At 34.5% G+C, this 21,157-nt stretch carries 21 protein-coding genes; 15 read left to right on the forward strand and 6 right to left on the reverse strand.

Annotated features, from left to right (window positions below; all coding sequences use genetic code 11):
• The first annotated feature begins 298 nt into the window (after positions 1-298).
• Positions 299-1,768 carry a protein adenylyltransferase SelO gene (locus tag ACQKNZ_RS07015; RefSeq protein WP_427658720.1) on the forward strand — a complete coding sequence of 490 codons (1,470 nt, stop codon included), beginning with the start codon at positions 299-301 and terminating at the stop codon, positions 1,766-1,768.
• Positions 1,769-2,150: 382 nt separating this feature from the next.
• Here ACQKNZ_RS07015 and ACQKNZ_RS07020 read toward each other — a convergent pair whose 3' ends face one another.
• Together ACQKNZ_RS07020 and ACQKNZ_RS07025 are read right to left on the reverse strand one after the other, a co-directional pair.
• Positions 2,151-2,372, reverse strand: coding sequence for a hypothetical protein (locus tag ACQKNZ_RS07020; protein WP_427658722.1), 222 nt, complete (start codon positions 2,370-2,372; stop codon positions 2,151-2,153).
• A 224-nt stretch (positions 2,373-2,596) separates the two neighbouring features.
• Complete coding sequence (locus tag ACQKNZ_RS07025; RefSeq protein WP_427658724.1) at positions 2,597-3,412, reverse strand: EcsC family protein; 816 nt, start codon at positions 3,410-3,412, stop codon at positions 2,597-2,599.
• Positions 3,413-3,716: 304 nt separating this feature from the next.
• On the opposite strand from ACQKNZ_RS07025, the gene sstT reads away from it, so the two are divergent.
• The 5 genes from sstT to ACQKNZ_RS07050 all read left to right on the forward strand — a co-directional run bounded on the left by sstT (position 3,717) and on the right by ACQKNZ_RS07050 (position 8,122).
• Complete coding sequence (gene sstT, locus ACQKNZ_RS07030; RefSeq protein WP_144538141.1) at positions 3,717-4,949, forward strand: serine/threonine transporter SstT; 1,233 nt, start codon at positions 3,717-3,719, stop codon at positions 4,947-4,949.
• Between the two features lie 447 nt (positions 4,950-5,396).
• Positions 5,397-5,951: a DUF1572 family protein gene (locus ACQKNZ_RS07035; RefSeq protein WP_340862910.1), complete on the forward strand. Its 555-nt coding sequence runs from the start codon at positions 5,397-5,399 to the stop codon at positions 5,949-5,951.
• Positions 5,923-7,029 (forward strand): DUF1835 domain-containing protein, encoded by a 1,107-nt coding sequence (locus ACQKNZ_RS07040; RefSeq protein WP_427658727.1) that lies wholly within the window; start codon positions 5,923-5,925, stop codon positions 7,027-7,029. The genes ACQKNZ_RS07035 and ACQKNZ_RS07040 overlap by 29 nt, the downstream gene beginning before the upstream one ends.
• 77 nt (positions 7,030-7,106) lie before the next feature.
• Entirely contained in the window at positions 7,107-7,580 is a 474-nt protein-coding gene (locus ACQKNZ_RS07045) for a DinB family protein (protein WP_427658729.1), read from the forward strand.
• Positions 7,581-7,627: 47 nt separating this feature from the next.
• Positions 7,628-8,122 (forward strand): LURP-one-related family protein, encoded by a 495-nt coding sequence (locus ACQKNZ_RS07050; protein WP_144538146.1) that lies wholly within the window; start codon positions 7,628-7,630, stop codon positions 8,120-8,122.
• Between the two features lie 183 nt (positions 8,123-8,305).
• On the opposite strand, the gene ACQKNZ_RS07055 is transcribed toward ACQKNZ_RS07050, so the two are convergent.
• Together ACQKNZ_RS07055 and ACQKNZ_RS07060 are read right to left on the reverse strand one after the other, a co-directional pair.
• Positions 8,306-8,857 carry a glutathione peroxidase gene (locus ACQKNZ_RS07055; RefSeq protein ID WP_427658731.1) on the reverse strand — a complete coding sequence of 184 codons (552 nt, stop codon included), beginning with the start codon at positions 8,855-8,857 and terminating at the stop codon, positions 8,306-8,308.
• 434 nt (positions 8,858-9,291) lie between these two features.
• Positions 9,292-9,477 (reverse strand): hypothetical protein, encoded by a 186-nt coding sequence (locus ACQKNZ_RS07060; RefSeq protein WP_154311067.1) that lies wholly within the window; start codon positions 9,475-9,477, stop codon positions 9,292-9,294.
• A gap of 96 nt (positions 9,478-9,573) precedes the next feature.
• On the opposite strand from ACQKNZ_RS07060, the gene ACQKNZ_RS07065 reads away from it, so the two are divergent.
• The 4 genes from ACQKNZ_RS07065 to ACQKNZ_RS07080 are packed head-to-tail and all read left to right on the forward strand — an operon-like array spanning position 9,574 to position 11,412.
• Positions 9,574-9,885, forward strand: coding sequence for a hypothetical protein (locus ACQKNZ_RS07065; protein WP_427658733.1), 312 nt, complete (start codon positions 9,574-9,576; stop codon positions 9,883-9,885).
• A gap of 18 nt (positions 9,886-9,903) precedes the next feature.
• Complete coding sequence (locus ACQKNZ_RS07070) at positions 9,904-10,347, forward strand: VOC family protein (protein WP_144538148.1); 444 nt, start codon at positions 9,904-9,906, stop codon at positions 10,345-10,347.
• Positions 10,348-10,380: 33 nt separating this feature from the next.
• Complete coding sequence (locus ACQKNZ_RS07075; RefSeq protein WP_427658735.1) at positions 10,381-10,941, forward strand: AAA family ATPase; 561 nt, start codon at positions 10,381-10,383, stop codon at positions 10,939-10,941.
• Positions 10,942-10,965: 24 nt separating this feature from the next.
• The gene (locus tag ACQKNZ_RS07080; RefSeq protein ID WP_427658737.1) at positions 10,966-11,412 is read left to right on the forward strand and encodes a GNAT family N-acetyltransferase; all 447 of its coding nucleotides are present in this window, start codon (positions 10,966-10,968) and stop codon (positions 11,410-11,412) included.
• Between the two features lie 756 nt (positions 11,413-12,168).
• Here ACQKNZ_RS07080 and ACQKNZ_RS07085 read toward each other — a convergent pair.
• Entirely contained in the window at positions 12,169-13,311 is a 1,143-nt protein-coding gene (locus ACQKNZ_RS07085; RefSeq protein ID WP_427658739.1) for a sensor histidine kinase, read from the reverse strand.
• 4 nt (positions 13,312-13,315) lie between these two features.
• Positions 13,316-14,005 (reverse strand): response regulator transcription factor, encoded by a 690-nt coding sequence (locus tag ACQKNZ_RS07090; protein WP_427658741.1) that lies wholly within the window; start codon positions 14,003-14,005, stop codon positions 13,316-13,318.
• 144 nt (positions 14,006-14,149) lie between these two features.
• On the opposite strand from ACQKNZ_RS07090, the gene ACQKNZ_RS07095 reads away from it, so the two are divergent.
• The 5 genes from ACQKNZ_RS07095 (at position 14,150) to ACQKNZ_RS07115 (ending at position 20,941) form a co-directional block, all read left to right on the forward strand.
• Positions 14,150-15,526 (forward strand): ABC transporter permease, encoded by a 1,377-nt coding sequence (locus tag ACQKNZ_RS07095; RefSeq protein ID WP_427658743.1) that lies wholly within the window; start codon positions 14,150-14,152, stop codon positions 15,524-15,526.
• Between the two features lie 13 nt (positions 15,527-15,539).
• On the forward strand, positions 15,540-16,211 hold the full coding sequence (locus tag ACQKNZ_RS07100) for an ABC transporter ATP-binding protein (RefSeq protein ID WP_427658745.1): 672 nt from the start codon (positions 15,540-15,542) through the stop codon (positions 16,209-16,211).
• 22 nt (positions 16,212-16,233) lie between these two features.
• Complete coding sequence (locus tag ACQKNZ_RS07105) at positions 16,234-18,177, forward strand: ATP-binding cassette domain-containing protein (protein WP_427658747.1); 1,944 nt, start codon at positions 16,234-16,236, stop codon at positions 18,175-18,177.
• Complete coding sequence (locus ACQKNZ_RS07110; protein ID WP_427658749.1) at positions 18,177-19,973, forward strand: ATP-binding cassette domain-containing protein; 1,797 nt, start codon at positions 18,177-18,179, stop codon at positions 19,971-19,973. Before ACQKNZ_RS07105 ends, ACQKNZ_RS07110 begins: the two co-directional genes overlap by 1 nt.
• A gap of 608 nt (positions 19,974-20,581) precedes the next feature.
• Positions 20,582-20,941 carry a hypothetical protein gene (locus tag ACQKNZ_RS07115; RefSeq protein ID WP_427658751.1) on the forward strand — a complete coding sequence of 120 codons (360 nt, stop codon included), beginning with the start codon at positions 20,582-20,584 and terminating at the stop codon, positions 20,939-20,941.
• Positions 20,942-21,157 lie beyond the last annotated feature (216 nt).

The raw sequence follows: 21,157 nt of genomic DNA on the forward strand, positions 1-21,157 counted from the left end.
AAATATGAACTATCCATTAAAATAGTTCGGTCTTTATCACTCATTAGCGAGCATTTGTCACTCGGAGCTCCAGCGATTTGGCCTTCCTTATTGCTCACATTGCTAAAAAATGTCTATCTATAACTGAATTGAATTTTGCTTCATACTCTTTTCTGTTCTTCATATAAATTATACATATGTAAAACACCGATCAAATAAAGGTAAGTCATTAACTAGCGTATTACCCTACAATGAAGGGTATAATGAGAACAATAAGTAGAAGATAACTATTAAATGCTAGAGAGGAAAGGAAGATAGGATGTCAGAACAGAGAAAACAAGCTGGATGGAATTTAGACAACAGTTATGCAAGTCTTCCACCAATATTTTATACAATAATAGAACCTAATCCTGTTAGGTCACCAAAGCTAGCTATCTTGAATGAATCGCTTGTAGCTGAGTTAGGATTAGATGCAAATCTTATGAAAAGTGAACAAAGTTTACAAATCCTTGCAGGTAACAAAGCACCTAAAGGTAGCGAGCCTCTTGCTCAGGCATACGCAGGACACCAATTCGGCAATTTTACTATGCTAGGTGATGGACGTGCATTATTGTATGGGGAACAGATAACTCCAAACGGAGTGCGTTTAGATATTCAGCTAAAAGGTTCAGGGAGAACACCTTATTCCCGTGGAGGAGATGGAAGAGCGGGACTAGGCCCAATGCTAAGAGAATATATTATTAGTGAAGCAATGCATGGTCTTGGAATACCGACAACGCGCAGCCTGTCTGTTGTAACTACTGGTGAAGCTATTGTTAGAGAGACTAAACAGCCAGGAGCACTTATGGCGAGAATTGCCAGCAGTCATATTCGAGTTGGTACTTTCCAATTTGCTGCAAATATGGGTGAGTATGAGGATTTGCAGGCATTAGCTGACTACACGATTAACAGGCATTATCCTGAATTGAAGGATAAAGAAAATAAATATTTATTGCTACTTGAGGAGGTAGTAAAACGTCAAGCAGCCCTTATTTCTCAATGGCAGCTAGTTGGTTTTATACACGGCGTGATGAATACAGATAATATGAGCATCAGCGGGGAAACAATAGATTACGGACCATGTGCTTTCATGGATACGTATGATATGAAAACAGTTTTTAGCTCGATTGATACTCAAGGTCGCTACGCTTACGGAAACCAACCAGGTATTGGTGGTTGGAACTTGGCTAGACTTGCTGAAAGCTTATTGCCCCTTTTACACGAGGAGCAGGAGGAAGCTATTAGGCAAGCACAGGAAGTACTATCCGCATATCCAGAGTATTTCCAAGCAAATTATTTAAATGGTATGAGAGTAAAATTAGGATTATTTAATAAAAAAGGAGAGGATTTATCTCTTATTCATGAGCTTTTAGAACTAATAGAGAAATATAATGCAGACTATACGAACACCTTCCGTGCTCTTACTATGGAGAAACTAGAGGAAAATGAACTTTTCAAATCCGATAAATTTGCTCAGTGGCAAACGAAGTGGTCAGAAAGATTAGAAAAACAACAGGAATCGAAGCATGAATCTATAGAACTGATGAAACAGCATAATCCAACAATAATTCCAAGAAATCATCGCGTAGAGGAGGCCCTAGATGCAGCAGTTGAAAAAGGAGACTATCATGTGATGGAAAAGCTACTAGCAGCGCTTAAAAATCCTTACGATTATTCAGCTGATAACCTGGAATATACAGAACTACCTCCGAAAACTAGCGGCGGATACCAAACCTACTGTGGTACATGATAATAAAAGACTGTATTTCCTTCCTTTAAGCAAATGCCTAAGATGAGAAAGCAGCATTAGTCACCTAGTAATTCTAAATTAATTTCTTATTAAAGCCTACAAACAAGTATTTTGTTTGTAGGTTTTTTGGTTTGGTATGCAGTAATTATTTCGTTTATATGCTTAATCATAACTTCAATTTTAGAAAAGGATTTTATTAGTAAATTGAAGGTCTTTAGTATTATCTGTTTCTGATAGGTATTATATATCAACTAACATAGCGACATTTTTAAGACATATCTATCCTATCAAAAAACTAATATACTGAAAATTGTAATTCTAACGATAAATGAAGATTTTTAAAAAAGGAGGAAGTGAATGTTCACTTTCCTCCTTTCACTATTTATCTCTTTTTCTTTTTTCCGAGCTCTGAGGCAGCTTTATTTTTCTCGACTATTTTTTCGAACTCTACCTGAACATGCACATGATTATTGTCATTATAAGTGACATCTAGAACCTTACACTTTCGTCCTTTGATTTTTAAATCTTCGTCCACTGCAGGAATAGTTCTTAAGGCTTGAGTTAATACGATTGTGTTATTTTCATGAAAATGTACCGCGAACATGTGCTTTTCCCCTTTTTCCAATAAATTAATTCCAATAGTAGAATCTCTATATTTTATGAAAAAGATAGGAATATAGAACAATAGAAACGGCAAACTTAAACTTGAAGAGAATAGAGTAATAATGATGGAACCGACCGATTAACTCTTTGAACAAATAATTCTCCGTAACAGTTTAAATATGTCTAACTGTTACGGGGAAGTTCACTTTGTGAGGCATCTTTCTTTTAAATCGAATCACTTTTTATATCTTGTAGCTTTTCATAAATTCTTCTTTTTCTGTAAAGCATAGTTCCAGTCTCTGCGATGTCTTGGATCATTCCTTTGTTTGCAAATGCTCCGAAGATAATTCCAGCGATTGGCACCATTTGTAAGAGCTTTTTCCATCCGAATTGATCACGATAAGTGAAAAATACCTCCTGCCATCCTTTTAACTGAGACAACATATTTTCAGATGATTGCTTGTTTTGATGTAGAGCAGATAATTCATTTAAAATGGATTCCTTTCCCACAATATCAGCCGAAGCAAACTGTAGGCACTTAACGATAAAAACACGCTCTTGCTTATCATTTGGATCATAACCATGAATAATCGCAATTTCTTGCAAAGTTTTAAGTGCTGTACCCAGGATCAAAGGAATATCAATCGCTAAAGTAAAAATACCCCCGATCCCAGTTGTTGCACCTTGCAGTGTGGCAAATTTCACTCGTTCCTTTTGGAGATTTTCACTCAATATAATCATATCTTCTAAAGGGATGTTCCTAATATCCTCAATAGATTCTATAGGTTCATATTTAGTGGAAGATTGTATTTTTTTAATCATTGCTTGTTCATTGATTAAGTATTTTCCACCCGTTTGAATATAATTACCTATTTCAGAAACAAGTACGCCAATTTTCTCCTGGATGAAAGCGGGAGTTAACTTGTCAAGAACCTTAAAAGGAAGGCGCCCTATCTTCTCCCAAAACCATAAACCCTTTTGGTCTTTCTCCCAATCTTCAATTTCCTGTATTCGAGAATATAAATATTCTTTCGTTTCCATCTATCACTTCTCCTTTTAATGAATTCCTACTATAACTATAATCTATTGTAACTTTCTTTTCTTAATAAGACGCCCACATTTCTTGAACAGTTACCTGAAAGCAAGATTATTACAGCTTCCAAGAATTGTTACAGGTGCCAGGCACCTGTAACAATTAGTAAATATTATCTTGCAATAATTGTTTACCAATTCTTAATCTTCGTGTTAAACTATCATTTATACTTAGATAACACAATAATTTGACATAATGAAGAGTCATTACATCTTAGATTATGCTATTATGTTAAATATCGGGGGGAAAAACATGAAAAATCTTATACATAAGTGGAACCAAGTAAGCCTAGTTAAACAAATTTTACTAGGGATTGTAATAGGCGTGGTTCTAGCTGTCACTATACCTGACGCTGCAAACTGGGTAACTATTTTCGGAACTTTATTTGTAGGTGCTTTGAAGGCTGTTGCACCAATATTAGTTTTATTCTTAGTTATGCATGCTATCTCTTCTCACAAAAGTGGCCAGCAGACTAATATGAAGTCAATTCTTATACTTTATGGAATTGGAACTTTCCTTGCAGCACTAGTTGGTGTAGTTGCTAGCTTTATATTTCCGGTTACTCTAACCCTCACCACAGGAGTTGAGGATGTAACTCCTCCTAGTGATATTGTAGAGGTATTGAAAACTCTATTGTTCAACGTTGTTGATAATCCAGTAAATGCAATTTTAAATGCCAATTATATCGGAATTTTGACTTGGGCTATCTTACTAGGTCTAACTTTAAAGAATGCTGCAGAAACAACAAAGAATGCCATTGCAAACTTTTCTGATGCTATTTCTCAATTAGTTAAATGGGTTATTAAATTAGCTCCACTCGGTATTTTAGGACTTGTTTTTGAGGCAATAGCTACAAACGGTCTTTCTGCTCTAAAGGAATATGGCCAATTAATTATCATATTATTAGGATGTATGTTATTTGTGGCGCTAGTTATTAATCCACTCATTGTATACATATATGTACGCAAAAATCCTTATCCATTAGTATTCCGAACGTTAAGAGAAAGTGGTATTACTGCCTTCTTCACACGTAGCTCTGCTGCTAATATTCCAGTAAATATGGGGCTTTGTGAAAAGCTAGAATTGGACAAGGATACTTACTCTGTTTCAATTCCATTAGGTGCTACTATTAATATGGCTGGAGCAGCAGTAACTATTTCTGTATTGACACTTGCTGCCGTTCACACTTTAGATATAGAAGTAGATATAGCTACTGCAATAATCCTAAGTGTACTAGCTGCCGTTTCAGCTGCAGGTGCTTCAGGAGTAGCTGGCGGATCTCTTTTACTTATTCCATTAGCTTGTAGTCTATTTGGAATTCCTAACGAAATAGCAATGCAGGTTGTTGGTGTTGGATTCATCATTGGAGTTATTCAAGATTCATGTGAAACAGCGCTAAACTCTTCTTCAGATGTATTGTTCACAGCAACGGCAGAATATGCGAAGGATCGTAAAGAAGGAAAAGAAGTAATTATTCACTCCTAATAAAATAGCACCCCTTCATAAAGAGAAACTTTGTGAAGGGGTGCTTTTTACATATTTCTCATCAAATGAAGGATACTAAAGCAAAAAGGAGATTCCTAAATGTCCGAGTGTCCTCTATGTAACGCATTTAATCATTTAGAGCAAAACTGTCCAAAGTGTACCAATCCTTTAGAAGATGCTGGTAAGGAAAGTGATTTTTTTTGATCCCTATGCTCATTATAACGATTTAAATACTATAAAGATGGGAGACGGTTATCCAGACACATACAAAGATGACACCTGTCCACATCTCATTATGTGTAATAACTGTGGTTACGATGAGGTAAAATTTATACAAGGAATATAATAAAGAAGCAGCAATTTTGAATTTGCAAAACAGCTGTTTTATTTTGTTGTATAAAGTACAATATATGTAATATTGAAAAAATATGTAAGTGGGGTGGAATTTTGAGTATTGGATCAGAATATTTAATGGTAGTTAAAAAAAGATTTGAAAGTATGAAAGCACTTGGGGATAAAACTTTTAATCAATTATCAGAAGAAGATATACATTGGACTTTAAATGAAGAGTCAAACAGTATTGCAATTATAGGAAAGCATATGAGCGGTAATATGATATCAAGATGGACTGACTTTTTAACCTCTGACGGTGAAAAGCTAAATCGAAATCGAGATAGTGAATTTGAAGACAATAACACAACCAAAAGGAATCTCCAGGCTATGTGGGAGAATGGATGGCATGTATTAATGGAGGCACTAAATGAACTAAAAGAGGAGGATTTATTGAAAATAGTTTATATTCGTGGTGAAGGTCACTCAGTTATCGAGGCGATTGAAAGACAGTTAGCACACCAATCCTATCATGTCGGTCAAATAGTCTACATTGGTAAGCTTATCAAAAATAAGGAATGGGAAAACTTAAGTATACCAAAAGGTAAATCAGATGATTACTTACGCCAAATGCTAGAACAAAATGCTAGTGAAAAGAGGAGTTATCATTAAAAAAAAGATTCATCACCCATTCATTTATTTCTTCTTCGAGCCGAACACAGTCATGGTTTATAAAATAGAAACTCAAAAATATATAACTGTTTATGATTTAAGAAAACATGAGTGCGATATTTATAAAATTAATGCAGCAATTGACTTTGAATATTTCCATCATGAAGATTATGAACCAGCTATTTCTTATAGCTACTTCATCAATGTGGATTTAATGGTTGAAATAGTAGAAGAAATCAACCTAGTAATACAAGATTATCTTCGCAAGAATTTCCAAAAACCTGTGGGCCCTTATCATTTAGTTTGCTTTGAATCTACTGCCGGTTCGCTTAATGTGGGACTTCCAAGGCCAAAGACGGTAATCGCAATTCCGGATAACTTATCGTACGGTCCTTTAGGGAAATTAGATAAAAAAGAAGACAGAAAAATACGTGAAGAATGGCTATATGAAAATATAAATGACGAGCTTGAAGAAGGAATTTATACATGTAAATTCAGTAATTCCTTACGCCAAATCGAGGATATTTCAGAGTCAGTACCTATTTATTTATGGTGTGGGAGCAATGCAGCTGAACAAATAGGACTTCGATTTATGTTGTATTTATTGAGAAAAAAGAAAAATACTATCTATCTATTAGGAAATCAGATAGAAGAGAAAAAAGCTGATATTTCTTTTACGAGTCAAATGGATTCAAAACAAATAAAATCCTTATTTGAGCGAAATAAAGAAAGCCGCCAACTATCCCTAGAAGAACGTTCTTATTACTCGGAGGAATGGTTAAAATTAATCGAAAGAATGGAAGTATTACGCATTTGGAATGACGGGGAAATATTAGGCGTCCCAGAGAGCTTTTTTGATTCTCTCATCCTGGAAACACTAGAAGGACTTCATGCCAAGCAAACGGAAAAAGATTTCATCCCTGTTGGAGAAGTGATTAGAGAGATGTTAATTTCTTCAGAAGCTAATATCAACTTGTTCTTTTTAGAATATAGAATAAGACAGTTAATTTATAATGGCTCTTTGTATATAAAAGGAATTCCTAAATCTATTGACCGATACAAAGTAAAACTTCATTAATGACTTTCAAACAACATTGGCTTTTAAGTCCGGGACTTTTATAAAGGTTTTTAAATACTTGGAAGGGATTCTTGAAAATGAGAAAGTTCTTTGAGTACAATTGGCACGTAAGAGATGATTGGTTTGAATGGTGTAAGCAATTATCAAAAGAGGAGTTATATAAAAAACGATGCGGTGGAGTAGAAAGTATTTTACATACCCTTTTTCATATTACAGAAGTGGAATACAGCTGGTTGCAAGGGATTCAGGGAAAAGAAGATATCCAATTTGAATTCCGTAATTACGAAACCTTGGAAAAAGTACAACTAATCTCAGATGAACTGAGAGATGAAAATGCAAAATTTTTAAAGTCGAACTTTGATATGAATAAGGTGGTTAGTGTACCTTGGGCTAAAGCAAAGTATACAATCGATGAAATTTTACACCATATTGTCGCACACGAAATACATCATATAGGTCAACTTTCAGTTTGGGCAAGAGAACTAAATTTAGCGCCTATTCAAGCTCACTTCATTGGAAGAAGGATCGATATTTTAAGCGAAAATAAATGAAAGTAAATTAAAATAAAATTTACTATATACAAAAGGAGGAAAAGTAAATGAAGGAACTTTATATAAAGCAAAAGGTATTGAGTCTAAGTGGCAAGTTTACTGTAAAGAATCAGCAGGAGAACGATGTTTACTTCGTGGAGGGCAGCTTTATGCAGATTCCAAAAACTTTCTCCATTATGAATACATCAAGAGATGAAGTCGCGCTCATTACAAAGAAAATGTTCAGCTTCTTACCAAAGTTTTTTGTAGAGGTGAATGGTAGAGAGGTGTTAACGATTAAGAAAGAATGGTCCTTCTTGAAAGCGCGCTATTCTATTGACGCGGCAGGCATTGAGGTACATGGCAACTGGTGGGATATGAACTTTCAGGTGTTAGAGCATGGGGAAGTGGTAGGTAATGTGAACAAGGAGTGGTTCACTTGGGGAGATAGTTACAAGGTTCAAATTCTAAAAGAAGAAATGGAAACTATTATTATTGCGCTTGTTATCGCAATTGATTGTGTGAAGGCTGACGAAGCTGCATCCTCATCAGCCTCAGTTTAAAAATAAGAAGTTATGAGTATTACCTAATATGTATTTTTAGATAATACTAGAAAGAGATTCTTAAAATAATGTAGATACTATAAAAAGTACAAAAAGAGCAACATAGTCTTTACAGCAAAAAAACGTCACAAAACACGATTTTTGCAAATTCACAAGAATCGTATTTTGAGAACTCAATCGGAACTATAATATTGCTTCAATATCCTTTTCCATATCTACTGTGTCAGTAGTAGGTTCAAAGCGATGAAGAACATTGCCATTACGGTCTAATAAAAACTTGGTAAAGTTCCATTTAATAGAGTTACCGTGCATATAATGTGGAACCTTTTCATTAATGAGAGAACTTAAGAGTCGCGATGATGGATGAAAATTGTTGAATCCTTTAAAGGGCTTAACCGCAGTTAGATAGTTGAAAAGAGGTTCAGCTCCCTCGTCTCTTACTTTTACCTTAGAAAACATAGGGAATTGAACACCATAATTTAACTTACAAAATTGGTTAATATCCTCATTCGTCCCAGGCTCCTGGTTATCAAAGTGATTAGTGGGGAATCCTAAAACAACAAATCCTTTATTCTTATATCGATCGTATAACTTCTGAAGATCTTCATATTGATATGTAAAGCCACATTTACTAGCAGTATTGACAATTAATACTACATTCCCTTTAAATTTCTCTAACGAAACTAAGTTACCGCTGATGTCTGGCACTTTAAAATCAAAATCATAGATACTCATCTTTTTTCTCTCCCATCTTCTAATTAAAATCATGTAATAAGAGTCTTATGAACTAAGTCTTAAGTCTTGTATTTTGATTATAGTATACTTTTAACTCTTTTACCAAATAACTGCTTAGTAAATTAATAGATGGTAACTAAATAATAGTTTGAATGAGCTAGACTAAAACTGTTTGTAAATGCAACAAACTCAGACTATTAATAAATCCAAAAAGGGCCATCAATTTAAGAAGGAAATGAAGAACTTTTGGCGTATTTATATAAATTGAGATTTTTTTGCATTTAGTTTTTATTACCATGTGGATTCGAGTGGATGTGGATGGGATAGTATAATGAGTTTCCATGTTTTGAAAAGAGGTTATTTCTTAGTATTTATGCATGATACATACTCAAATACTAGAGGGATATACATTTCTAGTATTTGAGAGGCTGAATTTATAGGTTTTCGTTTTGTTGTTTTATTTCATCGCCAGTCAGAATTATATTGGCTTCCTCAAACGCCTTATGTTCATCAACAGAGTTCCCAGGCATATTTTTGCCATTGGGAAAGGTAGAACCATTATCAAGTGTTAACTTCTGTTTTTTATGAGAATTTTTAAGATAATTCTCTTGCTTTTTCAATCTGTATCACTCCTTTTTAAAAGGTTTTACAAGAGCATATAAACTTATACATATATAAATTAATAGGTATTACAAGCTAAATAATGGGGTTTTAAAATGATAGATTTATTTGGAGTTGTTTTCTTATGGGGAATTCCAGTTTTGTTAATGTGGAGCATTATTTTAAGTATTCTTCATACGGTGAAATATAGTGAATCAGGACAGTTTCTAGGAAGAATAGTGACCTTCATCGGTGCTATCTATACATATTTTGTGGGTTCATTTGCAGCTTGGTTTGGTCTAATTTGTATATTTTTTGGACTAATCGGTTTTACGGAAGGGACGATTATATGGTCGTTACTATGTCTATCGTTCGGCGTATTTATGGTGTATCAATTTTTCCCACGTTATAAGATGCCTGAGGAATAAAATGGAGGAGGAAAGTAAATGAATCGAATTAATATTATTACACTAGGTACAAGGGATATAGTCAGTGCTCACCATTTTTATAAACAGCTTGGATTTGCCACATCTATTAGAGGAACAGAATCAAATCCGCATATTATTTTCTTTAAAAATGAAGGAACGAAAATAGCATTGTATCCAATTATGGAGCTTGCAAAGGATACAAATAAAGAGAATCCCCCAGTCTTATCAAGTGGATTCCCAGGAATTACATTAGCTTACAACGCAAAAACCAAAGAAGAAGTGGATGAGTTAATGGAAAAGGCTAATTTAGCAGGGGCAACTATTCAGAAAGCACCGAAAGCAACTGATTGGGGAGGCTATGGAGGCTACTTTACTGACCTAGATGGCTACTATTGGGAAATAGCTTATGCTGAAGACTGGGAGTTTGACGAAAACAATATGTTAGTGATAGAGGATCAATAAATCTTGTTTTTAAGATAACGGAGGAAAATGAAAATGGAGAAGTTTGTGTTTATATTTGGTCCTCAAGCAGTTGGTAAGATGTCAGTTGGACAGGAGCTCGCAAAATTGACGGGTCTAAAGCTATTTCATAATCATATGACAATTGATCTACTAGAGCCGCTCTTTGGCTTTAGTGATGAAATGTGGCGGCTCACTCATCAATTTCGAAAGGAAATATTTCAATCATTTACTCAAAGTAATCATTACGGAATGATTTTTACAAAGGTTTGGTATTTTGATAAACAAGAGGATTGGGATGATGTTGAAAGTATATGTCAGTTGATGTCTTCTAATGGGGTCTCTATTTACTTTGTTGAGTTAGAAGCACAAGTAGAGGAAAGATTAAAGCGAAATAAGGATCCACACCGTTTGGAATGTAAACCAACAAAAAGAAACGTGGAGCAATCAGAACAGCATTTACTAAGTACATTGCAAAGCAATAGGTTGAATTCGTTTCCTGAGGAAATTAAACGGGAAAACTATTTAAGAATAGATAATACTTTTTTTAGTCCAGACGAGGTAGCAAAAATAATTAAATCTGAGTTTCATTTATAAAATTATAGAATATGAGGAAACAATATGTCTGTAAATTCCACGTTAGAAATAATAAGTGAGTTAACTACAAAGGATCAGTGGGTAGAAGCTTATCCTATAATGAAGCAGCTGAGAACTGATTTGACCTTGGAAGCGTACATAGATTTATTACAAGAAATGCAGAAGGATGGTTACAAGCTTTACGCCTTATACTTTCAAGGGAAAATAGCTTCATTAGTCGGTTTTAGCTGGAGAACAAATTTTTACAGTAAGAGTCATATATTTGTCTACGATTTAGTAACCGATGCGTCCCAGCGTTCAGGTGGCTATGGCAAGAAGTTATTAAAATACATACAGGATTATGCTAAAGAAAACGGTGCAGAATATGTAGCACTAGAATCAGGTATTCAACGAATAGATGCACATCGGTTTTATGAAGAAAAATTAGAATATGACAAATGGTGCTATTCCTTTAGAAAAACATTAATTTAATATAAAAACTGTAGCTTTGTAAAAAAGATTGATTATTTATAATGAAGTTCGATAATTTGTAATAAAGTTTCATTAAAATCATCTCTCCTCTGTAGATTTCTTAGAGGTTAGATGATTTTTCGTTGGATATTTATGTTAATTTAATTATAAAGTTTGTGAAGAAATGTACTTTAACTAGCGTAGCAGGGTAGTTAAATAAGACTTGTAACACCCAGTAGAGAAGAAATGTCCTAGCCTATAGGCAAATTTAAACACCTGCATAAGGTGTTTTTTTAACTTAGGCTATGTTAAAGGAAAAGGTTGATTTATCTTTCTATAATACTTTGAAATCAATTTATCACTAAAAGGGCTAATCTTTAGTGCATAGATTGAAAACGCCGATAAAATAACAACGCCTCCTTAGTTCCTACCTATGCAGTTGATATGACTGCAGGTTACTGCCCATTTATCAGGGTAATACACTACATTTTTTCAAAGTAGTCTTCCAATTAGACTCCATGAGTGATATGGGTTTAAAGAGTAAGTTGAACATGGTTGCAAGAATAATTCTGCTTAAGCCAACAAAAGAAATTTGGACGAAGCAGAGGTAACAGATGGGGCAGTACTTTATCAACTCTCACCTTTGTTGAAAACATTACGAAAACTAATTAAAGTTTTGAACAAAGCGCCCACGTAAAGACTTGAGCGCTATTTGGCGTTTTCGAAGAAATTATTCCTTACAGTTCTTAATCAAGAGCATGTTTTGGGCACGGCCCACTATTTAACACTATTTATGATGACATGAAAGCAAGTTCCGCCATTTTCATTGTCAGTAACAGTAATAGTTCCTTTATGCTTTTTGATAATGTTATTAACAGTTGAAAGACCTAAGCCTGTACCACCCAGTTGACGGGAGCGTGATTTTTCAACACGATAAAAAGGTTCAAATATTTTCTGTTTGTATTTGTCTGCAATGCCGATACCTGTATCTATAATTTTGATTGAAACCTGTTCATTATTTAATCTATTAACAATAACTTCAACTGTGCCGCCTTCAATATTGTACTTAATTCCGTTTTCCACAAGGTTGTAAAAAGCACGATACAGTAGGTCAATGTTTCCAAAAACAACGCTATTATCACAATTTAAGGTGATTGTAACATTCTTATCTTTGATAATATGAGAAAGTTCGAAAATAATATCCTGCAAAATATTCTTTACGTAAATGCTATTTTGTTCACTGTTTTCTTCCATATTCGTCATATCTAAAAGGCTACCGACGAGTCCTCTCAAGCGCTTTGTTTGCTTTTCAATAACGGAAATAAGCGCATCATATTCTTCGTTTGTATGCGCTTGTTTCTTTTTAAATACATCAATCTTTGTTTGTAACACTGCAAGAGGTGTTCTAAGCTCGTGAGCGGCACTTGCAGAAAATCTTCTTTGAATCATAAAAAAGTTATCTAACTTATCCTTCATTTTATTGAATGTTAAAGTAAGTTCTGCAATTTCATCATTTGTAGGCGGGATAGATAGCGGTTCAGATAAATTATGCACATTAATATTTTTAACTTGACTATTGAGTATATCGAGAGGTTTTAATGCCTTTCCCGAAAGATAGTATGTTAAAAATCCCCCACCAACAATAACTAAAAGCATGTAAATAATGCTTTCAATTCTAAAATCCATTTTAGCTTTTTGGGAAGCAAGTGATGAAACAGTAGGGGTCATTCTGCCTGCCGGTGATTGAGTGCTCTCATTAAACTCTATTTCTTCGCCGACCTCTCGTGCAGGTATTACAATAGTTGCATCAATTATTGTAGCCATTCTATTAGCAGACAAATTTAGTATTAAGGTAAGTCCTACGCAACAGACTGTTAATAGAGCAACGGTTATAACTGTTAGTCGTAATCGAATAGGCATTTTATTAAGCATTAATATCACTATCCTCTTCTAATAAAATGTACCCTTCTCCGATTTTCGTTACAATGGGGTCATAGTGTAAAACAGCTTTTAGCTTCTTTCGAAGAGTTGCAATATGAACCCGAATAGCACCACTAAAGCTATCTGCATTTTGGTCCCAAACATGTTCAATTAGCTCTTCTTGGCTAACCACTCTGTTCCTGTTAAACAAAAGATATTCTAACAATGCAAATTCTTTTTTTGTAAGTGCTATTTCATTCTCGTTCACAACTACAATACGCTTTGATAAATCTACATTAATTTCACCACATGAAAGTGTACTACTTTCTTGCACAAACTTTCGCCTTAATAAATTTCGTATTCTGGCTTCCAACTCGGCAAAATCAAATGGCTTCGCCAAATAATCATTCGCACCTATGTCTAAGCCTTTCACTTTGTCATTAACACTACCTCTTGCACTGAGAATAAGCACCTTTAATTCAGGCCTTTCATCTCGTATCTTCTCTAAAACCTCAAGCCCATCCATTTTCGGGAGATTTAAGTCAAGTACAACCAAATCGTAATTTACTTCATATAAAAGCTCATAAGCCTCTTCACCGTTGTCACAAGTATCAACTGCGTAACCATCTATTTTAAGCCCATCTGCAATTGCATCCTGCAAATCAAGCTCGTCTTCTACAATAAGTATTCTCATCCCAAAATCACCTCTTCTTCTATTGTACTGTAAGTATGTGTTAAATCTCTGTTAAGCATTTAAATCAATACAATGAAAACCACTTAACAGAGGTTTAACATCGTTTTTTATACAATGATGACACAAGTTAAGGAGGAACAAAAAATGTATATTCTAAAAAACGCCATAAAAAACATTAAAAGAAACAAAGGAAGAAACATATTAGTTGGTATTGTATCGGTCATTATCGCTATCACTTGTGTCATTTCATTGGTCATTAACACTGCAACAAGTAGTATTATAACCGATTATAAAAATCAATTTGGTAGTGAAATAAATGTCGAGCTTGATTTTGCAAAACTTTATGAAGACGGAATTACAACCGATTTTCCCGAAGTAACCATTGATCAGCTTAAAAATTACGCAGATTCCGAATATGTAAAAGACTATTACTTTTATTTAGAAGCTCCTGCTGTATCAAAAATAAATGCTATAAATCAACAGGAGGATGCACCACTAGAAGGTGCCGTAAGTGCTGAAGGTGGTGCTCCTGATATTGGTCCTCCAAATTTAAAAGTAATTGGAAGTTCTTCTTATGAGTTGTTCGAAGAATTCAAAAAAGGCGAACGTAAAATAATAGATGGAAAAATATTTGAAAAAAATGATGAAATTGTTATCAGTGAAAATTTGGCGCAGTTAAATGGCTTAAAAGTGGGCGATTCCATTACAGTTCGTTCCATTGCGGATGCGAATAAAGACGTTAGCCTTACAATAAAAGGTATTTATAAAGATCTAACAAAAGACAATATGGGCGAATATGCTGTTAAAGATCCTTATATGACAAGAGAAAATGAAATTTTAACTACTTACGAAACAGCTACAGGGCTTGTAGGAAAAGAAGCAAGTACAATGTCGCGTATTAAGTATTTCTTAAACTCTCCCGATGATTTAGATGCTTTTATTAAGGAAGCTCAAGGAAAAGGTCTTAGTGAGTACTACTCGTTGACAAATAACGCATATCTGTACAAACAGATTGCAGGACCTGTTGAAAGTGTACAAAAGATAAGCACAGTTTTCTTAATCGTAGTGCTTATTTTAGGTGGCATTATTCTTATTTTACTAAATCTTATTGCTCTTAGAGAACGCAAATATGAAATTGGTGTTTTAAGAGCTATTGGGATGAAAAAATATCAGGTTATTAAAACCTTATTATATGAATCAATCATTGTAACAATGGTTGCGGTTATGCTCGGACTGGGAGTAGGGAGCCTTACAGCACAGCCTATATCAAATAAACTCCTTTCCGACCAAATTGAGCAGAGACAAGAACAAATGGAAAATATGGGTGGAAATTTAGGGGGCTCCGGTGCAGCGATGCCTAATACAGATGAAATCATTCAGTCATTAAATGTTCAATTAGATGCGAGTGTTATTCTAGGGATGTTCCTTATCGGTGGCTTACTCGTCATCATTTCAAGCTCCATGTCACTTGTGTATATCACGAAATATGAACCAATAAAAATTCTGTCAGAAAGAAATTAAGGAGGAAATGAAAATGAGTGTATTAGCAGTTAAGAACTTGTCTTATGCCTATGACGGAACTAAAAAGAAAGTTCTAAATAATATTAACGTTGAATTCGAGCCTAAAAAAACGTATGCAATCGTCGGCAAGTCAGGATCCGGTAAAACGACACTGTTAGCTTTGCTTTCGGGGCTTGACCTTAGTCAAGAGGGAGAAATACTCTATAACGGTGAAAATATAAAAACGATTGACCGTGATAACTACCGTTCAAATAAAATCGGTGTTATTTTTCAAAGCTATAATTTGCTTATCAATGCTACAGCCATTGAAAATATTATGCTCTCAATTGACATAAGTGGTATCAAAGTGGCAAATAAAAAAGAATATGCCTATTCCTTATTGCAAAGTGTAGGTATTGATAAAGAGACTGCAAATCGAAAGGTATTAAAATTAAGCGGTGGAGAACAACAGCGAGTTGGTATTGCTAGAGCTTTATCTCACAATCCTGACATCATTATTGCGGACGAGCCAACCGGAAACTTAGATACTGAAACCGAAGAAAGTATTATGAAAATACTTACTAGACTTTCCCAAGAGGAAAATAAATGTGTAATCATTGTTACACACTCCAAAAAGGTTGCAAATTATGCAAATGAAATTTGGGGTATCTCAGCTGGGAAACTCTCGATATTGAAAAAAGACTAAAATAGTAGATAGGAGAAATCAAATGTTTGAACTTAAGAATGTATCCAAACAATATAATGGCGAATTCGCTTTGAATAATATTTCCCTTACAATGGGGAAAGGACTGAATTTTATAGTTGGTGCTTCGGGTAGTGGTAAAACGACTCTTTTAAAAATCATTAGCGGTATGGAACAAGATTTCGGTGGAGAGGTTTACTATTGCGGAAAGAATATGAAAGAGTTAACCACTAAGGAAAAAAGTTATTTTTACAACAATATTTTTGGATTTGTTTGGCAGGATTTTAATTTGCTCGAAGACTTATCCGTTTTAAACAATGTGTTGTTGCCACAGTATCTAAAGGATAAACAAAATCATAAGAATGCTGAAAAAATTTTAAAAGACCTTGGAATATTTAACTTTGCTCATCGAAAAGTGAAAGATCTTTCAGGCGGACAAAAACAGCGTGTTGCCATCGCTAGAGAGCTCATGAAAAATCCGCGTGTTATTATTGCGGACGAGCCAACAAGTGCCTTGGATGAAAAAAACGCAAAAACAACAATGGATATTCTGAAAGCTATTTCTAAAGACAGGACTGTTATCGTTGTAACCCACGATACCAATTTAATTGATCATAAATCAAACGTTATCGACTTGGATGAGGGAGAAACGACTGTATTCCCACAAAAAAATGTAACGAATACAGAAAAACTTACATATGGTGAAAGTCATCGCTTATCCATTAAAAACGCTTTTGCAATGACTAAATCGAATGCTAAAAGTAAATTTGGTCGATTCCTAGTAGCAGCTCTTTCTCTAATGATTGCAGGTATTCTTTTGCTTACAACTGTAAGTGGAACCGTCGAGAGCAGCAGTCAAGGAGATTTTGACAAACTGATTGATACTTATGGCGAAGGACTAAAAGATATTAGTATAGTTGGCAGTTTTATGAGTGCAGGAGGTACAGGAGATAAAGAGGAAGAAAAGCCCAATGCTGATGTGTCACAGGATATTGGTGGCTTATATGATCAATATATAGGCGATAAGCGTGTTGATTTTACTGCTTTTTTACAAGCGTTTGATAATATTAAAGTAACTGTTAGTGGGAAAGAATATCAAATACAAGGAACAGGTAATGTTCCGACAATCAATAAGTTGGTAACAGGAAATATGCCGGCAGGTAAAGACAACGAGGTTGTTGTTCCAGAAAGTTTTGTTAAAACATTGGGCATATCAAACGAGCAAGCAATCGGCAAAGAAATTGATTTTAGCAGCTCTATTGTCAATTGGGACACAGGTGCCCCTGTTTTAAAAGACGCATCTATTACCGCAAAAATAGTAGGTGTTGCAGATAATAGTGTCTATTCTGAATATGAAGGGGAAATGATAGAGTTTACAATTGATGACTCATTCTTTTTCAGTAAAGTTGCCCTTGATGATTTGAGAAAACAAGCAGGATTTGAAAATAACGAAATGAATTTTCTTATTCGAGCAAAGACTCCAACTGATATGATTGCCATTAAAGACGAGCTTAACGAAAAAGGAATTGTACCTCTTGGTCAATTTGAACTTGTTGAGGATATTGTTAGATTAAATGAGCAAACAACCGAACAGTCAGAATCAGCAAGTATGTTCATAGGAATTTTAGCTGTCGTTATGGTTATTGCTATTTCCCTTATCACAGGTTTTATGAGAAAAAGAGAATTTGCAATTTATAAAGTCAGCGGCTTTAATAATGCTCATTTGAGTCTGCTTAACTTGACGGAAAAGATAACAGAAATCATTACAGCAATTCTGTTAATGCTTGTTACATCACCCCTTATCAATATAGTTACCAAAGGCTTGTTCAGCGCAAGTATTTTAAATTCTAAGATGTTGATATCGAGCGTGCTATTCATTGCTTTAGTAGGCGTCATTGCTTTCTTTACAACTGCTATTGCCTATCTAAAGACCAATTTAACTAGAGCTTTAAAGACAGGTGACAGATAGTGATCGAAATAAAAAAACTTACCAAAAAATATGAGGATTCACTTATTTTGGATGATACAAGTATTAACTTTCCAAGCAAAGGACTTGTTTGCCTTTTAGGTGCATCGGGTTCCGGTAAAAGCACGCTGCTTAATATGGTTGCAGGCTTTGACAGTGATTACAGCGGTGATATTACGGTTTGTGGTACTTCTATTAGCAAAATGAATGCTGATGAATTGTGTGCGTATCGCAGAGAAAATATCGGGTTTATCTTTCAAAATTACCATCTTTTAAGCGGATATACCGTTCTAGAAAACATTTTGCTTCCTTGTGAGCAAAATACTTCAAGCGAAGAGGAAAATAGAGAAAATGCCAAAGAACTGCTAAATAAACTGGGGTTATCACAAAAGACTAATGAAAAAATCGAAAATCTTTCAGGCGGTCAAAAGCAAAGAGTTGCAATTGGAAGAGCATTGATCAGTAAACCTCGTATTATCTTGGCGGATGAGCCAACAGGAGCATTAGACCGTAGAAACTCTAATGAAATTATGGAACTTTTAAAAAAGATTTCAAAAGACCGTTTGGTTATTGTGATTACGCATGATCAAAAGATTTGTAGCTATGCGGATGAAGTCGTTCATATTGAGAAAGGGAAAATTATTGCAAAAAATACCGACACTCAAAAAGCTATTTCTAGTGATGATAAACTCAGTTTAACTAACACTAGTAAAGTATCTGCTTTCAAGCGAGGGCATAAGAACTTCAAAGTGCATATGACACGCTATATGGGTGTCAGCTTGGCAATTTCCATCGGTATCCTTGTATTTATGTTGTCTTTATCTTCTGGGAATATAATGGACAAGAATATTTCGGAGTTTCAAGATAAAAACACTGCCTTTAACAACGGTTATATTAAAGGTGAGGATGATGGAACAGTTATTGAATTGTTGAAATCCGATAAGCGTATCGAAAATGTGTATTATCAATACAAAATAGCGGATGCTACTTTAAGGATAGGCGATAAAACGGAAGCTTTAGCAGAAAAATACCCAATGGCAAAGGCCACTGAAAAGATGTCATACGGTGCTATGCCCAAAACAGGTGAAAAGGAAATAGCACTTAGTCCGAGCCTCGCTAAAAAATTTGAAAATGATATTAGTAGTTTGATTGGTAAAGAAGTTACCTTAAATTATGGAGATAAAGAATACACCCTTATGATAAGCGGCATCTTTAACGCAGACTACGATGACTTCTTTGTAAGCTCCGATATCGAACAGGAATTTTACCAAAGTGTGAAGAATGAAAAAAACTACTCAATCAGTTATGATGTAAAGAACTTTGAAGATATTGTGCCAGTCAGTCAAATGCTTGCTGACAAAAAAATCGACAGTAAAACTGCAGCCAAAGAAGTAGAAGTTTTGCAAAATACATTTAAAAATATTAGCCATTTGTTCTTGATCGTTTCTATTTTAATTTTAGCAATTGGTTTGTTTATCAGTTCCGTATTACTGATTAAACTGCAAAATTCAAGATACAAGGAAGTGGGGCTGCTGTCCGCATTGGGATATAATAATGGATCTATACGGAAAATGATTGTCAGTGAAAATTTACTTTTAGCAACAATGTCAGCTATTTCTCAAGCTGTCCTTATTGGCTGTACTTACTTAGTGGGAATGATTTTCAATTTAGCAATTATCATCACCCCACTACAAATAGTACTTTCCATACTTTCTACAGGTGTTGTTGTAATTGTAATTAGCGTAATAGCAAGCTACAAGTTAATTCATACAGAGCCTGCTGTAGCGTTGAGAAAGTAATGCATCTTATTTAATCAAGATGTATTGTCCATTTTACAACTAATCGTTTTCAACCAACATTCTTGCAAATCAATATTTTGGAATACCACAGCCTTTCTGGTTGTGGTGTTTTTTGTTAAATGGGCTTTTGGAAAAATGGATATGGTGTAGCAAATACATTTGGAATAAAATGTGTCGTAAGTAGAGTTTTATAAAAGCGAAAATTGTAAGAATCAATTCTTGTTCAAATAAAACTGTAGGAAAGTTGAAGATTGTTCTATAACTTGTGTTAACAATCGAGTCATTTAATCGAGTAAAGTTTGGGTCGGATTTACAATATAAAATTCATAATGTTTTTTAATAAATACCTTGTATTATGGTTTGTAGAGGTGTATTAAAGAAAGACGTTTTCAAGTTTTCTTCGTCCTTCAATAAGAAATGTTCATGTTTTTAAACCCATACATAAATTTGTAAGATGATTATGCAAGAATTGTACGGAACTGTCTAAGGTTTTACGAGGTTTCCCCGTTTTACAGCGTGTTAAATCACACTCTTGTAAATTGTCTTAACAAGGATTTAACATAAATAGTTATATACTGGAAACATCAAATAGAAAGGAGGGACTTAACATGAAGAAAAAATTAACAATTTCGACATTAGTACTAGGTTTAACTGTTGTTGCAGGATCTGCATATGCTGCGAGCAACACCGACATGTGGGAAACTACTAAATCCAGTGAACCTGTCAACTTAGAAGAAATGGCTAAAGAAAAAGGCGTCACGTTAGACGAACTAATTGTTCAGCTTGAAAAAGAAGGAAAGCTGACAAAAGCTACTGAATTAACTTCGAGTACCAAAGCTAGTGAACCTGTCAACTTAGAAGAAATGGCTAAAGAAAAAGGCGTCACGTTAGATGAACTAATTGCCCAGCTTGAAAAAGAAGGAAATCTAACAAAAGCCGCTGAATTAACTGAGGCAAGCAATAAGTAATGTATTTGGTATTTTAGAAATACTCAATCTTTATTACAAAAAGCCGCTTTTGATTAATCTTTGTTCAAAATAGGGACTATGATTTTCTATTAGAATCAGCATTTGTAGCTGTGTTTTAATCAATCATTATTCCAAACCCATAAAAACATTAAACGTCTTCAAAGTATTCATTGAAGACGTTTTTCTTATACGAATAGAGATTTATAATACGGAGGA

Source organism: Psychrobacillus sp. NPDC093200 (assembly GCF_050280345.1).
GTDB classification, from domain to species: Bacteria; Bacillota; Bacilli; order Bacillales_A; family Planococcaceae; genus Psychrobacillus; species Psychrobacillus faecigallinarum.

What these genes read in the sequence shown, in the direction of transcription:
- ACQKNZ_RS07015 (WP_427658720.1), top strand. Translation starts at nt 299, where the DNA reads ATGTCAGAACAGAGAAAACAAGCTGGATGGAATTTAGACAACAGTTAT.
- ACQKNZ_RS07085 (WP_427658739.1), bottom strand. Translation starts at nt 13,311, where the DNA reads ATGCCTATTCGATTACGACTAACAGTTATAACCGTTGCTCTATTAACA.
- ACQKNZ_RS07080 (WP_427658737.1), top strand. Translation starts at nt 10,966, where the DNA reads ATGTCTGTAAATTCCACGTTAGAAATAATAAGTGAGTTAACTACAAAG.
- sstT (WP_144538141.1), top strand. Translation starts at nt 3,717, where the DNA reads ATGAAAAATCTTATACATAAGTGGAACCAAGTAAGCCTAGTTAAACAA.
- ACQKNZ_RS07050 (WP_144538146.1), top strand. Translation starts at nt 7,628, where the DNA reads ATGAAGGAACTTTATATAAAGCAAAAGGTATTGAGTCTAAGTGGCAAG.
- ACQKNZ_RS07045 (WP_427658729.1), top strand. Translation starts at nt 7,107, where the DNA reads ATGAGAAAGTTCTTTGAGTACAATTGGCACGTAAGAGATGATTGGTTT.
- ACQKNZ_RS07095 (WP_427658743.1), top strand. Translation starts at nt 14,150, where the DNA reads ATGTATATTCTAAAAAACGCCATAAAAAACATTAAAAGAAACAAAGGA.
- ACQKNZ_RS07090 (WP_427658741.1), bottom strand. Translation starts at nt 14,005, where the DNA reads ATGAGAATACTTATTGTAGAAGACGAGCTTGATTTGCAGGATGCAATT.
- ACQKNZ_RS07020 (WP_427658722.1), bottom strand. Translation starts at nt 2,372, where the DNA reads ATGTTCGCGGTACATTTTCATGAAAATAACACAATCGTATTAACTCAA.
- ACQKNZ_RS07025 (WP_427658724.1), bottom strand. Translation starts at nt 3,412, where the DNA reads ATGGAAACGAAAGAATATTTATATTCTCGAATACAGGAAATTGAAGAT.
- ACQKNZ_RS07070 (WP_144538148.1), top strand. Translation starts at nt 9,904, where the DNA reads ATGAATCGAATTAATATTATTACACTAGGTACAAGGGATATAGTCAGT.
- ACQKNZ_RS07115 (WP_427658751.1), top strand. Translation starts at nt 20,582, where the DNA reads ATGAAGAAAAAATTAACAATTTCGACATTAGTACTAGGTTTAACTGTT.
- ACQKNZ_RS07075 (WP_427658735.1), top strand. Translation starts at nt 10,381, where the DNA reads ATGGAGAAGTTTGTGTTTATATTTGGTCCTCAAGCAGTTGGTAAGATG.
- ACQKNZ_RS07100 (WP_427658745.1), top strand. Translation starts at nt 15,540, where the DNA reads ATGAGTGTATTAGCAGTTAAGAACTTGTCTTATGCCTATGACGGAACT.
- ACQKNZ_RS07055 (WP_427658731.1), bottom strand. Translation starts at nt 8,857, where the DNA reads ATGAGTATCTATGATTTTGATTTTAAAGTGCCAGACATCAGCGGTAAC.
- ACQKNZ_RS07105 (WP_427658747.1), top strand. Translation starts at nt 16,234, where the DNA reads ATGTTTGAACTTAAGAATGTATCCAAACAATATAATGGCGAATTCGCT.
- ACQKNZ_RS07040 (WP_427658727.1), top strand. Translation starts at nt 5,923, where the DNA reads ATGCTAGTGAAAAGAGGAGTTATCATTAAAAAAAAGATTCATCACCCA.
- ACQKNZ_RS07065 (WP_427658733.1), top strand. Translation starts at nt 9,574, where the DNA reads ATGATAGATTTATTTGGAGTTGTTTTCTTATGGGGAATTCCAGTTTTG.